General features: G+C 62.1%; 14 protein-coding genes. 7 read left to right on the forward strand and 7 right to left on the reverse strand.

Annotated features, from left to right (window positions below; genetic code table 11):
• Window positions 1-102 precede the first annotated feature (102 nt).
• From B5483_RS12775 to B5483_RS12785, 3 genes are all read left to right on the forward strand, one after another.
• Window positions 103-1,320: an MFS transporter gene (locus B5483_RS12775; protein ID WP_079730608.1), complete on the forward strand. Its 1,218-nt coding sequence runs from the start codon at window positions 103-105 to the stop codon at window positions 1,318-1,320.
• 14 nt (window positions 1,321-1,334) lie between these two features.
• Entirely contained in the window at window positions 1,335-2,132 is a 798-nt protein-coding gene (locus B5483_RS12780) for an SDR family NAD(P)-dependent oxidoreductase (RefSeq protein WP_054944505.1), read from the forward strand.
• A gap of 115 nt (window positions 2,133-2,247) precedes the next feature.
• Window positions 2,248-3,126, forward strand: coding sequence for a ThuA domain-containing protein (locus tag B5483_RS12785; protein ID WP_176168035.1), 879 nt, complete (start codon window positions 2,248-2,250; stop codon window positions 3,124-3,126).
• Window positions 3,127-3,150: 24 nt separating this feature from the next.
• Here the strand turns inward: B5483_RS12785 and B5483_RS12790 are convergent, their stop codons facing one another.
• The 3 genes from B5483_RS12790 to B5483_RS12800 all read right to left on the reverse strand — a co-directional run bounded on the left by B5483_RS12790 (window position 3,151) and on the right by B5483_RS12800 (window position 6,465).
• On the reverse strand, window positions 3,151-3,987 hold the full coding sequence (locus B5483_RS12790; RefSeq protein ID WP_079730609.1) for a nuclear transport factor 2 family protein: 837 nt from the start codon (window positions 3,985-3,987) through the stop codon (window positions 3,151-3,153).
• A gap of 85 nt (window positions 3,988-4,072) precedes the next feature.
• On the reverse strand, window positions 4,073-5,818 hold the full coding sequence (locus B5483_RS12795; RefSeq protein WP_079730610.1) for an FAD-binding protein: 1,746 nt from the start codon (window positions 5,816-5,818) through the stop codon (window positions 4,073-4,075).
• A gap of 17 nt (window positions 5,819-5,835) precedes the next feature.
• A complete protein-coding gene (locus tag B5483_RS12800) occupies window positions 5,836-6,465 on the reverse strand; it encodes a nuclear transport factor 2 family protein (RefSeq protein WP_245829136.1) in 630 nt (209 codons plus the stop codon).
• A 154-nt stretch (window positions 6,466-6,619) separates the two neighbouring features.
• On the opposite strand from B5483_RS12800, the gene B5483_RS12805 reads away from it, so the two are divergent.
• Window positions 6,620-8,980, forward strand: coding sequence for a TonB-dependent receptor (locus B5483_RS12805; protein ID WP_054946036.1), 2,361 nt, complete (start codon window positions 6,620-6,622; stop codon window positions 8,978-8,980).
• 26 nt (window positions 8,981-9,006) lie between these two features.
• Window positions 9,007-9,747 carry an SDR family NAD(P)-dependent oxidoreductase gene (locus tag B5483_RS12810; RefSeq protein ID WP_079730612.1) on the forward strand — a complete coding sequence of 247 codons (741 nt, stop codon included), beginning with the start codon at window positions 9,007-9,009 and terminating at the stop codon, window positions 9,745-9,747.
• On the opposite strand, the gene B5483_RS12815 is transcribed toward B5483_RS12810, so the two are convergent.
• A complete protein-coding gene (locus tag B5483_RS12815) occupies window positions 9,716-10,204 on the reverse strand; it encodes a nuclear transport factor 2 family protein (RefSeq protein WP_079730613.1) in 489 nt (162 codons plus the stop codon). The genes B5483_RS12810 and B5483_RS12815 overlap by 32 nt on opposite strands.
• Window positions 10,205-10,263: 59 nt before the next feature.
• On the opposite strand from B5483_RS12815, the gene B5483_RS12820 reads away from it, so the two are divergent.
• Together B5483_RS12820 and B5483_RS12825 are read left to right on the forward strand one after the other, a co-directional pair.
• Window positions 10,264-11,352, forward strand: a complete 1,089-nt coding sequence (locus tag B5483_RS12820) for a DUF1214 domain-containing protein (RefSeq protein ID WP_079730614.1) — start codon at window positions 10,264-10,266, stop codon at window positions 11,350-11,352.
• Between the two features lie 268 nt (window positions 11,353-11,620).
• Window positions 11,621-12,439 (forward strand): sugar phosphate isomerase/epimerase family protein, encoded by an 819-nt coding sequence (locus B5483_RS12825; protein WP_079730615.1) that lies wholly within the window; start codon window positions 11,621-11,623, stop codon window positions 12,437-12,439.
• Here the strand turns inward: B5483_RS12825 and B5483_RS12830 are convergent.
• From B5483_RS12830 to B5483_RS12840, 3 genes are all read right to left on the reverse strand, one after another.
• Window positions 12,405-12,701: an aldo/keto reductase gene (locus B5483_RS12830; protein WP_139383984.1), complete on the reverse strand. Its 297-nt coding sequence runs from the start codon at window positions 12,699-12,701 to the stop codon at window positions 12,405-12,407. The two genes, B5483_RS12825 and B5483_RS12830, sit on opposite strands and share 35 nt — an antisense overlap.
• A gap of 150 nt (window positions 12,702-12,851) precedes the next feature.
• Window positions 12,852-13,388 (reverse strand): nuclear transport factor 2 family protein, encoded by a 537-nt coding sequence (locus B5483_RS12835; RefSeq protein ID WP_054946042.1) that lies wholly within the window; start codon window positions 13,386-13,388, stop codon window positions 12,852-12,854.
• A gap of 4 nt (window positions 13,389-13,392) precedes the next feature.
• Window positions 13,393-13,908 carry an SRPBCC domain-containing protein gene (locus tag B5483_RS12840; protein WP_245829139.1) on the reverse strand — a complete coding sequence of 172 codons (516 nt, stop codon included), beginning with the start codon at window positions 13,906-13,908 and terminating at the stop codon, window positions 13,393-13,395.
• Window positions 13,909-13,912: the final 4 nt, after the last annotated feature.

Consider the following 13,912-nt stretch of genomic DNA (forward strand, 5'->3'; position numbering starts at 1 on the left):
AAGGCGAGGCGAGGATCGAGGTCTTCGCCCCGCTCGCAGCGAATGCCCGTGAGAGCGAAAGCAATGAAAACAGCAGGGGGCGAAGGGCTCCCGGGAGAGGTCATGGACAGTGTTTTGACCGGCGGGCGCGGTGCCATCGCCTGGCGTGCGTTTCTTTGCCAGAATCTTGCAGTCGGCGCAGCCTTCGGCGGGTTCGGCATCGCGGTACTGCCGATGCAGGAACTTTTCGATGTGGGTCGGGGCCTTGCAACGCTTGGGCTTGCGTTGGCCGTGCTGGTGATGGGCGCAGCGGGGCCGCTCGTCGCGAACCTGATCGCCCGCTTCGGTCATCGCACCACCATCCTGTCGGGGATCGCGCTTTCGGGCATCGGGTATCTGCTGCTGGCGCTTGCGCCAACGCTCGGGCCGGACGGGATCTATCTCGTCTTGTTTGCCTATTGCCTGCCCATCGGCATCGGCCTTGTCATGTTCGGTCCGTTTGCGGCAAGCATGCTGGTGAGCGGCTGGTTCCAGCCCAACCCCGCGACAGCGCTGGGTTTCGTCAACATGCCGCTCCTGTTTGCCATACTTCCAGTTGCCGGGGCACCGATCATCGCCACCTATGGATTGGGCACGTTCTACCTTCTCCTGGCAGGACTGCATCTGCTGTTGCTGCCGATTGCCATGGGCGTCAGGGATCCCGCTGAGCATTCGTCCGGTCATGGTCGTGTGCGAGCAACCACCTCAATGCGCGGCATCCTGTCGCGCCCGGTCTTCTGGCTCATTGCAGCCGGTGGAGGGACCTTGAGCGCCATCGGTATCGTCGGTGTGTCTCATCTTGTCGCATTCGGCGTGGAGCGGGGCATCGCCGAAGAGCAGGCAGCGATGCTCCTGTCCGCGACCGGGGCTGCCAGCGTTGTCGGGTCGCTCGCGGTCGGGATGATGTGCGGATACCTGGGAGCGGCGCGAGCCCTGGCGCTGATCGGGCTGGTTACGGCTGCTGGCTGGGGTCTCCTGCTGGCAACGACGAACATCCCGGTGATGCTGACCGTGGTGCTGCTGGTCGGTGCCGGTGGGGCAGGGGTATTCCCTGCTGTGAATGTGCTGGCCGGGCAAATCTTCGGTGTCGGCGCGTTGCATCGCGTTATTGGGCTCTATGGGCTCGCGAACCTGCCCTTCACTTTTCTTCTGCCGCCGCTTGCGGGTGTCCTGCATGACCGGGCAGGGGGCTATGGGCCGGTCGTCATGAGCCTGATCGCCAGCGCTGTTGTCGTCGCCCTGTTGTTTCTCGGCCTGTCGGGGATGCGCCGACGCGGCGGCGCTGCCGCGGAAATGGTCTGAGCGAAGGTGCGCGCATGACGGGTAGACTGCAAGGAAAGGCAGCGCTGATCACGGGCGCGGCAGACGGCATCGGCAGGGGGGCGGCACGCCGAATGGCGGCTGAAGGAGCCGGCGTACTCATCGTGGATTTCGACGAACGGCAGGGCGCGCAGGTGGCCGCCGAGCTTTGTGCGCAGGGTGCACAGGCTGCGTTCTTTCCCTGCGACGTCACCGATAAGGATCAGGTGAAGGCTGCCGTCGCCCGATGCGTCGATCAGTTTGGTGGCATCGATATCCTTGTCAACAACGCCTATCGGGGACGGGGCGCTTCGCGGATCGAAGGCAAGGACGACGCCGCCTTCGCTGACGCAATGTCCATGTGCCTCTATGCTGCCAAGTGGTCTATGGAGGCGGCGTTTGCGCACATGCGCGCCAGGGGCTGGGGCAGGATCATCAACGTGGCATCGCTCAACGGCGTCAACGCGCACATGGGTACGGCGGAGTACAATGCGGGCAAGGAGGCTCTTCGCGCCTATTCGCGCACTGCAGCCCGCGAGTGGGCGCGTCACGGTATTTGCGTGAACCTTGTCTGCCCGGCAGCGCGTTCTTCCTCCTTTCGCCACTTCGAACAGATGCAACCGCAGGCAGCTGCGGCGACGGAAGCAGCCAATCCCATGGGACGTATCGGCGATCCCGAAGCCGACGTCGGCGGAGTCATGCTGTTCCTGGCAAGCGAGGACGCACGCTACCTGACCGGGAACACCCTTTTCGTCGATGGCGGCGGCCATATCAACGGTGTCCCCTGGATGCCCGACCTTGGTCCTGAAAACTGAAGAAGGACAACGGCTTTCCGTCTCGCCCCCATTGACGCTATGTAACATCTTCAAGTTGGCCAGGCAGTCGCGATGCTACTGGCGATCAGGGGAGGTTATCTTGGCGGCACCCATCGTGAGGCGAGTGATCAAGTTTGCGGGATGGCTGGTCCTGGCATTGGCCGTTCTGCTCGCGGGCGTGATTGCTCTGAACTGGGACACGGTAAGGCGCACGGTCCTGGGCGGCTATCACACGCATGAAGTAGAGCCACCTGACCTGCCTGCCGGATTGCAGGGATCGGCAGTGCTGGCCTTTTCCAAGACCAATGCCTTTCGCCATGAGGACGCCATTCCGGCGGCAAACCAACTCCTCAAGGATATTGCCAAGGCGCGTGGCTGGGGCTTCTTTGCGACAGAGAACAGCGCCGTTTTCTCCCCGCAGATACTGTCGCGCTTCGATGCGGTGGTCTTCAACAATGTGAGCGGCGACAGTTTGAGCGAGGCGCAGGAGGCGGCCTTGCGCGCATTCATCGAGGGCGGCGGCGGTTTTGTCGGAATCCATGCAGCGGGTGACGGCTCGATCCCATGGGACTGGTATCGTGAGCGGGTGATCGGAGCCAAGTTTACAGGGCATCCCATGGATCCGCAGTTCCAGCAGGCACGGGTCGAGGTCGAAAGCGCTGGCCATCCTTCCACGCGCGGCCTTTCACCCGCTTGGAATCGGACCGATGAGTGGTATTCCTTCGAGGCATCGCCGCGCGCAGCCGGAGTGCACGTCCTGCTCGCACTCGACGAGGCGAGTTTCCCCAATCATAAGGCTTTCGGAAAGGATCTGGCGATGGGATCGGATCATCCGATCGCCTGGTGGCGATGCACCGGCAGTGGCCGGGTCTTCTACACGGCGATGGGGCACCAGGCTTCGGCTTACGGCGAACCGGAGATGGCCGCGATGCTGGCGGGAGCGCTTGACTGGACGATGGGCAAACAGCGGCCCGATTGCCCCGCCGCACGGTAATGCGGCGGGGCGCGCCATTGCGCGCTAACCCAGATTGTCCTTTCCGGCGGCGATAATGGCAGGATCTCCGGTATGCGCCTGCCACAAGGCATCGCGGCGCACGATCCGCCAACCCTCCTGCCGCCGCTCCCAGTGGTCGATGTACTCGCCATTGGAATCGAATATCGCTCCGGCTGGAGTGTCGGCCCGCTGGTGGCGTGCCTGCACGTAACTGCGGCTCAGCGCCGTGTCGCCGGCGATGTCTACCCAGATGCTGCCCAGCAGGTGCTGCGTTCCACCGCAACGGTCGAGATATCGGGACATGTTGTCGACCAGTGCGGCCATTCCGGAGCGCTCCCCTCCCTGCCCGTAATCGAAGGTGAGATCGTCCGCGAAGACCTCGCCCAATGCGGGCCAGTCTTTCGTGTCGAGGATTCGGGCAAAGCGGGCAAGGCCACGACGTATTGCGCGTTCGTCGATCAGTTCGCGCAGTTCCGGGGGTGAGGGCATGGCATCGGCCGAAACAGGGAGGGAAGAGGCCCGCTGGTCGACCAGGAACATGCATGTCATCTCGCGGTCGAACAGGTTTTCCTCGTCCTCGGCGATGCGCAGCGCGATATCAGGCAGGGACGCTCGCTCGATGAAGCGATCATAGGCGCTGCGATCGTCGAACGTGATCTGGGTCACGACATCGAAGTCCGGCGCGGCGGCAGCCGGAAAGATGAACGCCCCTTCGGTAATGAGGTAATTGCGCCGGTAATCCCTGATCTCCGGAAACAGCGACGCGATAAGCGGCGCGTGTTGCGTCTCGTAGTACGCGACGAAGGCCCCGGTGCTCATGGCCGTACGGCGTTTGAGCAGGGCGATGCATTTCACAGTCATGATGGTATCCTCAGTGGGCAAGACGCTCGTCCCGGGATCTTCGGAGAGCCGCGAGGCGAGGATGCGTGAGTGGCGGCAGCGATTCTCATGGCCCTGCCATGGCGCGTGCCGCTCGACGGCCCGAATAGATACAGTCGGCATAGGACAGGCCGCTGACGTAAAGGTTAGAGCAGATCCCCACGGCATTGCGCCCGGCGGCGTAAAGGCCGGGAACGGTGCCCTGACCGTCGCGGGCGCGCACGGCACCGGTGGTTTCGTCGACGGCAAGACCGCCAACCGTCATGCAGGCGATGGGGAACATGCGCGCGTCGACCGAAGCGTCGATCGCGTAGAAAGGCCCATGTTCCAACACGGCCATTTCGTCGGGGCTCTTGTGGAAGGGGTCGGGCTCTTCACCGCGTGCGGAGCGATTGTAGGTCGCCAGGGAAGCGGCAAGAATCTCCGGGTCGCAGTCGAGCTTCTCGGCCAGTTCCCGGGCCGTCTGGCCCTTGATTGCCGCGAACAGGACGTTGACGAGCGTGATGTCGCGCTGGAAGCCCAGAACGCCTTCGCCGAAGGCATCCCGCAGCGATTGCCGATATAGCTTGCGGTCCATCACGATATAGCCGCGTCCGCCATGGCGCTCGACCATCTCGTCACCGATACGCGCGCCGTACCAGGTCTCATTGCAGAACCGTTCCCCCTTGCCGTCGACCAGCATGGCCTGCCCCCAGGCCTGCGGCGGAGACAGGAAGCGCCAGGCCGATACCCGCTCCATCAGTGCGGTTCGGCCTCCGGCAGAAACGCCCAGCATGATGCCGCTGCCATTGTCTCCGAGCGTGCCGTTGGGCAGGCCATTGGCGTAATCTGGTGCGAAGTGGCGAACCATCTCGGGATTGCAAATGAACCCGCCGGCGCTGAGGACCACGCCGCGACGTGCACGGATCCATGCGCTCGCGCGGTTCTGCGCTTCCAGCGCCCGCGCCTTGGCGAGACGGCGGTAGCCCATGGCAAAGGTGATGCGTGCCCCCGGAAAGGTGGGCGAGAGCATCGACATCCATTTGTTCGCGGCGGCGACATAGCGCGAATGTTTCTTGCGGATCTCCGGATCGAGGAGGCGTTCCACGCGCACGCCGATCACCCTTCCGTCTGAATCAAGCGCGAGTTGACGGGCTTCTGCATGAGTGCGCATGACAAGCCCGAGATCGAGCGCGGCCTGCTTCAGCGGCTCCCAGATTCCGGTGCCCAGGCCCCAGGGTTTGCCGCCGTTACGGCGAACAGTGCGATGGCCGCGCGGGGCGGGCGGGGTCATGTCGCGAAACGGTCCGGCAAGGCTGCTGTCCGGGTGATAGAGGTACTTGTCCAACGGCGGATAGGAGGTCTTCTTCGGCCAGTAGCTGGCTTCGAACGGCGCGCCGTGATACCGCAGCCAGTCGAGAGTTTCTGCGCTGCTTTCGCAGAAGTCGCGCAACGTCTCGGCGCTGACGACATCGCCAACCTCGTGGCGCAGGTAGTCTTCCATGCGTGCCGGATCGTCGCTGACACCCGCTTCGCGCTGGATCGATGTCCCGCCGCCTGCGTAGTAGACGCCGCCATTGGCGGCCGAAGAGCCACCGCCATCGAACCGATCGAGCGCGATGACCGACAGGTCGCTTTCAAGGCCCTGCAGCGCTGCAGCCACACCCGCACCACCGAGGCCGACCACCACCATGTCCGCTTCCTCGTCCCAGTCGTGCCCTTCAGGCTCCGAAAGGATGAGCGGGGCGTCGATCTCAAGTCCCCATAGGCGAATGTCTCGATGGGACGGCGGGATCGGCGCTTCTTCGCGCAGGGCCCAAGGGCTGCGCGCCATGGTTTTCGGGGGAGGCGTCACTCTGCCCGGACCCTGACCTTCGGCGCATCCTTGCCACGCCGCATGGTCTCGATGAACCTGTCGAACGGGGCCGGCTCGGCCACCGGGCCGCCGTGGTCGCCCTTGCGTGCCCAGAACTCGTCGAAGCTGGGGAACAGCTTGTGGAAGTTGCCCTCGGTCCATTCGGTCCCGGGCCAGCGCATCTTCCGGTCGCCGATCGGCGGCTTGTTGAGGTCGGTCGCGTACCAATAGAGCGGCAGGCGGCGCGCAAAGTACCACCGCCCGTCGCGGCGCACGTAATTGTCCGAGTACATCATTTGCATGATGACCCATTCATCGCCGGTTTCGTGTTCGTTCTTGGAATAGACGATGCCGCGGGCGTGATCGGCATCCTCGAATTCGATCACGTGTCCGCCGATATGATGCGACGTCCCGGTGAAAGGGGCGCGCAGGGTCGTGTCCATATATTCGCGCAGGGCCTTGCGCCCGGTTGTGTCACGACCGACGCGAACGTCCTCGGGAAACAGCGAAACCATTGCGTCCATGTCACGCATGTCCAGGGCAAGTGCGTAGCGCGCGGGAAGCTGGCGAATGGCTTCGAGGGACTCGAGGCGATCGAGGCGGTCTTCAATGCTGCGTTCCGTCACGCTCAATCTCTCCATGAATGCATATATGCGTAGGATATTATGATATCTGTCTTCGTAATAGACAATTCTATTGCCCATTCTGTCAAGAAATCATAGATTGTCGGCATTCAAAAATACGCGATGCTCGAATCGGGCGCGTTCGCAGGAGGATGGGATGAGGAAGTTTCTTTGCAGCACCGCTATGATGACCGTTGCGGTCCTCACGGCCGTTCCGGCCCTTGCGCAGGAGAACTCTGCGCAGCAGGGGACGTCTGACGACGATTACGGAATCGGCGCCATCGTCGTCACCGCGCAGAAGCGGTCGGAAAACATCCAGGACGTTCCCATCGCGATTTCGGCGGTGAGCGAGCAGTATCTCGAAAGCCGAGGTGTCGATTCCATCGACAAGCTGGGCACCATCGCGCCCAACGTGAAGATCGAACGCGCGCCGTCGTCGAAGACGATCTCCCAGATCTCGATCCGCGGTTCGGTCACCATCAATCCCGCGATCACGTGGGAACCTGCGGTGGGGCTCTATCTCGACGGCGTCTATATCGCCAAGGCGCAGGGCTCGATCTTCGACATTGCCGATCTCGAACGGGTCGAAGTGCTGCGCGGTCCGCAAGGCACGCTTTATGGCCGCAATGCTCTGGCCGGTGCCGTCAATCTCGTGACCAAGAAGCCCAGCGGCGAAGCAGGCGGCATGGCAGAGATCACTTACGGCAGCTTCAATGAATGGAAGCTGCGCGGGGTCATCGACCTGCCGCAGATGGGAATCTTTTCGGCCAAGGTCTCCGGTCAGTATCGCAAGCGGGACGGGCTGATCGACCTTGTCCCCGATCCATACGATACACCCGGATCCTCGCTGCCGGTCCGCAACCGGACGGACTCGATCAAGTCGGGAAGCTTCATGGTGCAGTTGCGCGCGGAACTGTCTGACGACATTACCGCCGATTACACCTACGACTATTCCAGGAACAAGCAGACTCCGCCGTTCTCGCAGCTGCTGCGGGTCAACCGCAATGGCGATCCGCGCGACATCTTCGATCCGAACTCACCCGGTTACGCTTTCGGTGGGGCCTTCTTCCCGCTCAATCTCTACACCGACCCCAACCGGGTCGGCACGGCTTCGATCGATGGCGACGTCTATGAGCATTCGCGCAGCTATGGTCACGCGCTGACCCTGACCGCCAACCTTGGTTCGGCCGAAGTGAAGTCGATTACCGCCTATCGCGACCTCGCATGGTCCGATGGCCTCGACCTCGACGGATCGCCACTCGCCGTGGCCTACACGCAGCGCATTACCGACTACCATGCCTTCAGCCAGGAACTGCAGGTGACGGGCGAGGCGCTGTCGGACAAGCTCAAGTACGTCGTGGGTGCCTTCTACTTCAGCGAGAAGGCCGAGACGAATAACCCGCAAACCTATTTCGGGGGCGGCCTCGACCTGACATCGAACTACGGTTCGCATACCAAGGCCTATGCGCTCTATGCGCAGCTCGACTACAATCTCACCGACGCGCTCAAGCTGACGCTGGGCGGGCGCTATACGCATGAGAAGAAGGACATCAGCCGCTTCCTGCGGGTGAACCTCGACGCGGCCAACGGCATCTTCACGCCGACGGTCGTCGCGGATCTGCCCTACGGCACTTTCCCGGATGCGAAGTACAACAACTTCTCTCCCGCCGCGACGCTCAGCTACGAAGTGACTCCGGACGTCAACGTCTATGCCCGCTTTGCCCGTGGTTTCAAATCGGGCGGGTTCAACGGTGAGACCAATGTATTCTTCGATCCTGCAGCCCCCGCAGGCTGTCCGGCCGGAGCCACCGAGCTGTGTCGGCCCTACCGCCCGGAAAAGGTCGACAGCTATGAGCTTGGTGCGAAGACCCAGCTTCTGGGCAACGCCCTTGTGTTCAATGTCGCGGCCTTCCGGGACGAACACAAGGACATGCAGCTCGCCATCTTCACCGCGGAAGGGGCTGCGGCCTCGATCGTGCGCAATGCCGGTGCGGCCCGCATCCAGGGCCTGGAATTCGAACTCGTCGCGCGGCCCGTTTCGGGCGTGACGATCAACGGTTCGCTGGCATTCCTCGATTCCAAGTACAAGAGCTTCATCGACGGCGGCGTCGACGTGGCGGACAACCGTGCGTTCCCCCATGCGCCCAAGACGACCGCCGCGCTCGGCGTCGACTGGCGCGTGATCGAGGGGGGCTGGGGCAAGCTGAACCTCTACGGCGATCTCAGCTACGTTTCGAAGTACTATACTTTCCCTTATGCGCTCTCCACGGATATCGCTTCGGACCAGAATGCGCACAACACGCAGTCACCGGGTCGGACTATCGTGAACCTGCGGGCAACGGTTTCCGAAGTCATGCTCGGGGGTGTCGAGGCGTCCATTTCCGCCTTCGTGCGCAATCTCACCAAGGAGGACAGCCCCAACAACTTCATCGACTTCGGACCCGGTTTCGGCGGGATGACGCTGGGCTACTTCCCGGAACCGCGTACCTTCGGCGTTACCGCAGGCGTGAAATTCTGAGCCGGCCGGACGGGAAGGACAGACATATGCTTTTCGAAGGGAAAAGGGCGCTCATAACCGGCGCGGCATCGGGTATCGGGCGCGCAACCGCCATCCGATTTGCTGCCGAAGGTGCGCAAGTGACGATCGGCGATCGCAACGTGCAGGGCCTGCAGGAAACGGCGGCGATGATGGCCACGCCGCCGGTGATCCAATCTTACGATGCAATGGACCACGCTTCGTCTCGGCACCTTGTCGACGTGGCGGCGAAGGAAGGGCTCGACATCCTGTGCAACATTGCCGGAATGCTGAAGTGGGGCCCTTCCCGGGACTTTGCAGTCGAAGACTTCGAGCGCCTGATGACGATCAATGCGACAAGCGTTTTCGTGCTTTGCCAGGCGGCGCTGCCGCATCTTGCAAAGTCCAAGGGCAATATCGTCAATACTGCCTCTACGGCCGCGCTTCAGGGAATCGCCTATACTATCGCCTATTCGGCTTCGAAGCATGCCGTGGCTGCGATCACCAAGGGGCTGGCCATCGAATATGGCGCTCGCGGGGTGCGGGTAAATGCGATCTGTCCCGGGCATGTGGAAACCCCGATGACCCAGACCCCGCCGCCTGAAGGTGATGTCGACTGGTCATTGGTGATGCGCAATGCGCCCAAGCTCGAAAACGGCGCCTGCGCCCCGGAAGATATCGCCGAAATGTTTGCGTTCCTGGCCAGTGACAAGGCCCGGAAAGTGACCGGCTCGCTATTCACGGTCGATGGGGGGCAACTCGCGGGGTGAGTAGCATGCGGGCGGTTTCCTGCCCGTCGAGGAGGGCATTGGCGCGATGAATGACGCGCCAGCCCTCGGCCCTGCGTTCGAGAGTCCAGCAATTGGCCGCAACGCGGTGCGCCTCGAACTGCCCGTCGCCAAGATGGCGGAAGATCACACTGTGTCCGCGCGCACTGGCAAGGTCGCCGTCCAGTTCTATGGCGACGGGGCCAAGCAGGTGAGCGCATCCCTGACACATCAGCGACCGGTGGTTCGCCCCCTCGATCAGGCCGGCAATGGCACCGCGCCCTTGTGCGGCGGCGAATCCGACGACTTCGTATTCACCGTTATCGGTCCAGAGTTGCGAGAGCGCTTCGCCGTCGCCGCTGTCGGCGAGCGGCCCGTATTGGGCAATGATCGAACGAATCGCCTCGAGGTCCTCGAGGCGTTGAAGACGCTCGGCAAGGCTTTCCAGGGAATGGGTCATGCCAACCGTTCTGGCGCCTCATGCGCCTTGAGCAAAGCGAAAAAACCGGGAGAACTGCAATGAATGACGCATCGTGCGGCAATGCCAAGCTCGGCCACGTATGGCGTGAATTCTGCGAAGAGCTTGCGCAGGCCGGAGATGTTCTGATGCGTGAGGAAGCGCCGGGCGCGGCGATCGACCAGGCCGAAGGGCTGCGCTATCTTTCGCGCCTGACGCGCACGGCGCTCAACATGCTCGTCGACAGCGCCGATCCCGATTTTCCACGCCTCTTCCTGCTCTGCGACGACAAGATCAAGATCGGCGCAGACAATCCCGACAACCTCTATCAGCAATGCGTCGTCAGCGCGGACCGCGAGTATCGCATCACGGGCAAGCGCAATACGGTTCCCTATTTCTCTATCGGCAGCAAGGCGAACCGCTATGCGACCGACGGAACCATGGCCTCCACCGGTGAGATCGAGTTCGCGGACATGGAGTTCGGACCGGACGGCAGTTTCGAGATCGTCGTCAGCAAGGATGAGAAGCCGGGCAACTGGTTGCCCATGTCGGACGACACGTCTCTGCTGATCGTACGCCAGACGTTCGACGACAAGAAAACGCAAGTCCCCGCCGACGTCCGCATCGAGCGGATTGGCCCCGGTCCCGAGACACCGCTTGTGCTGAGGCCTGAGCAGATCGAGAGCCAGCTGAAGGGCGCGGCGCAGTGGGTGCGCGGAACCGCCAATACTTTCGCTGACTGGTCAGAGTGGTTCAAGGCGCAGCCGAACCGGATCTATGACGGTGATCAGGCGGTTTTCTACCGCGCCGGCGGCGATCCCAATATCTGGTATGGGCATATCTACTTCGATCTTCAGCCCGGCGAGGCGCTGGTCATCCGGGCAACGCCGCCAGAGTGCCGCATGTGGAATTTCCAGCTCGACAACTGGTGGATGGAATCGCTCGATCACGTGAACAACCCGCACGTCTGGATCAATGGCAGCATGGCCAGATACGAGCCGGACGGCAGCGTCATCGTCGTTTGCGCCGACGCAGATCCCGGTTTCGCCAACTGGATCGATCTTGCCGGACATCGCGAGGGGACCGGGCTTTGGCGCTGGCTGGGTGCCAAGGACCACCCTGTCCCGCAAGTGGAGGTGGTTCGGCTCTAGGGCTCCCCTCTTCCATGTGCGGCAACTTTGTCTGCTCCAGGCCCGGAAGATTTGCGCCGATGGGGCCGTCTTCCCTTATGGCCTCATGCAGGTCGGATCGACGACCGGCGCGATCCCTCGATAGATGTAAAAGGGCAAATCCTGCGTGATCGATATATGCGCATTATATTACCTACAAATGGATGCAAAGATGATTTATTATAAATAATAATGGCATTTTTGCGTAAAAATTATGGTCTAATAAGGCTGGGGCGTGTACGGTGCGGCAATGCGCCTCTCACTCGATCATCTGACGGTCATCGATGCGGATCCGGTCGAACTTGTCGAGGCTGCGCACGATGCGCGCTGTACCGGTGTCTGCCTTTTCATCCAGTCGATGCCGGTATTGCCGATGATGCCGAGGTTCGACTTGTGCGCGGATCGTTCCGGTCGGCGTGACTTCGTCAAGCGGATGGCGGATCACGGAGTCTCGCTGGACCTTGCCTATCCGTTCACTTTGGCCGGGCGTACCCGCGTCGAGGACTATGTGGTGGCCATGGAATGCGCGGCCGAGTTGGGTGCAGGTCTTGTCAACGTACTTTGCTACGATCGCGAGGTGTCGCGCCGCGCTGAAAACTTCGCCGGGTTTTGCGACCTTGCGGCCGGTTTCGACCTCGCGGTAGCCGCCGAGTTCTATCCGCTTTCGCAGATCGGATCGCTTGCTGGCGCGCTCGATCTGGTTCGGGCCTTGGACCGGCCGGGGAGGGTTGGTGTCAATGTCGACTTGCTGCATCTGATGCGGTCAGGCGGATCGATCGCCGAACTTGCCGCAGCTCCGGACGAATTTGTCCTCTTTGCGCAAGCCTGCGATGGCCCGCAGGCATGCCCGACAGATGATCTCGGTGCGGAGGCGTCAGGCGAGCGGCTCCTGCCGGGCGAAGGCGTGTTCGACGTAGGCGGATTTCTCGGGGCATTGCCGGAACACTGCCCGGTGAGCGTGGAGATACCCCGGCTCAGCGCGCTGCTCTCGGGCGAGCCGCGTGGTGTCAGGGCTCGCCGTGCAGTCGAAGCGGTCAGGCGCGCAGCCGCGCCAGTTCCTCCGGGTTAAGATCTAGGTCGGCGGCTCTGACGCCTTCTTCGATGCGGGCCGGGCTGGATCCGCCCAATACGGGGATCGTCTGGTTCGGCTGGTTGATCAGATAGGCGAGCACCACGTCGTTGATCGCCACGCCATGGCACCTTGCCAAGTCTTGCGCCGCCGCAAAGCGCCTTTGGTTGACGGGATTGCCATAGCGCGTGGCGAGATCGGTTGCGACTTCACGCTTTTCTTTCATGGCGAAGTAGCCGCCGCTGGTGGGGGCATAGGCCATGATCGGAAGCGTTTCATGCAGCGTTTCGTATTCGCCCTCGTAGTAATGTCGGTAGCCCTGCGCGCGCGTCGAACATAGCGCCCTTGGTGGCGATAATCCTGTCGGAACGATTGCCGCTCGTCTTGAGCCAGGTGCCGATGGCGCGCCCGCTCAGACCGCTTGGGTCCATTCGATGAGATGGCTGATGTCGCGGCGCTCATCTGGCTTGCGCCCGGTTCGGGCAAGGTGATGCGCGGTGATCTGGATCGCCGGATCGAGTGGAAGGACGACTTCCATGACCCGGTCGTAGATGGTGCAGGCGATTTTCCAGACGCCCCCTTCACGCCGGTATTGATCGCGGTAGATCGCCGTCCCGGACGTATGGGTCTTTTCTTCGAGGTTGATGAAGATATCTTCCAGGTACCAGATCCCCTCGGCTGAATTGTCTCCGGTCAGCCTGATCTCCGGCATATGGCCGTGATGCATCGCCACTGTGCCGGAATGGAAGGAATTGGCGAGGAATTCGATCATGTCGTCCCGGCCGGACAGTGCTACCTTGTAGGAACCGCCGCGATACTCGACGGCCACGTCCTCCGTGAACAGCGACGCGAGAAGGTCCATGTCGGCAGTGTCGATGCCACGGAAATAGCGGTGCTTGAGCGTCCTGATATCTTCCAGATCGCTCAGGTGTTGCAGTGTATAGGCCATGGTTTCAGGCTTCCTCTAGTGCCGTGAACATTGCTTCGGCGCGCGCTTTCAATGCCCGTGCGCTGTCGTCGAAGGCGCGTTTCACCCAGGGACCGGCGAACCGGTACACATGGATTCCGTTGTTGCCGAGAAACGCGTCGGTCGAATGGTAACGACAGGTGTTGTCGCCAGTTGCCTCGATGATCTGGTCACGGCGGGCGGGATAGGGCCAGGCATCGCTGTGGATCATTTCCCAGCTCAGCAGCCTTTCCGGTTCGAAGGCGCAAATATACTCGCAGTTGGGGACCAGCGATCCCGGAGCGGCATAATTGACGAGCGTCATTTCGACCGCTGCGCTCATCTCCAGCGTGGAGACGGCGCGCACACAGAAAGGATTCCATTCGGCATAACGGGACAAGTCGGTCAGGATGTCCCACACGATACGCGCGGGGGCGTCGATCTCCACCGTATCGCCCACGGTTACAGCATCGGGATCAAAGCCGCTGACCGGATCGTCGTTGAGCTTTGGCGCGTTTTTCATCCAA

The sequence above is a fragment of the Novosphingobium mathurense genome (assembly GCF_900168325.1).
Classification (GTDB): Bacteria; Pseudomonadota; Alphaproteobacteria; order Sphingomonadales; family Sphingomonadaceae; genus Novosphingobium; species Novosphingobium mathurense.

Coding starts and splice junctions, on each gene's coding strand:
- B5483_RS12775 (WP_079730608.1), top strand. CDS start 103: ATGGACAGTGTTTTGACCGGCGGGCGCGGTGCCATCGCCTGGCGTGCG.
- B5483_RS12780 (WP_054944505.1), top strand. CDS start 1,335: ATGACGGGTAGACTGCAAGGAAAGGCAGCGCTGATCACGGGCGCGGCA.
- B5483_RS12790 (WP_079730609.1), bottom strand. CDS start 3,987: ATGACTGTGAAATGCATCGCCCTGCTCAAACGCCGTACGGCCATGAGC.
- B5483_RS12795 (WP_079730610.1), bottom strand. CDS start 5,818: ATGGCGCGCAGCCCTTGGGCCCTGCGCGAAGAAGCGCCGATCCCGCCG.
- B5483_RS12805 (WP_054946036.1), top strand. CDS start 6,620: ATGAGGAAGTTTCTTTGCAGCACCGCTATGATGACCGTTGCGGTCCTC.
- B5483_RS12810 (WP_079730612.1), top strand. CDS start 9,007: ATGCTTTTCGAAGGGAAAAGGGCGCTCATAACCGGCGCGGCATCGGGT.
- B5483_RS12815 (WP_079730613.1), bottom strand. CDS start 10,204: ATGACCCATTCCCTGGAAAGCCTTGCCGAGCGTCTTCAACGCCTCGAG.
- B5483_RS12820 (WP_079730614.1), top strand. CDS start 10,264: ATGAATGACGCATCGTGCGGCAATGCCAAGCTCGGCCACGTATGGCGT.
- B5483_RS12825 (WP_079730615.1), top strand. CDS start 11,621: ATGCGCCTCTCACTCGATCATCTGACGGTCATCGATGCGGATCCGGTC.
- B5483_RS12830 (WP_139383984.1), bottom strand. CDS start 12,701: ATGGCCTATGCCCCCACCAGCGGCGGCTACTTCGCCATGAAAGAAAAG.
- B5483_RS12835 (WP_054946042.1), bottom strand. CDS start 13,388: ATGGCCTATACACTGCAACACCTGAGCGATCTGGAAGATATCAGGACG.
- B5483_RS12840 (WP_245829139.1), bottom strand. CDS start 13,908: ATGAAAAACGCGCCAAAGCTCAACGACGATCCGGTCAGCGGCTTTGAT.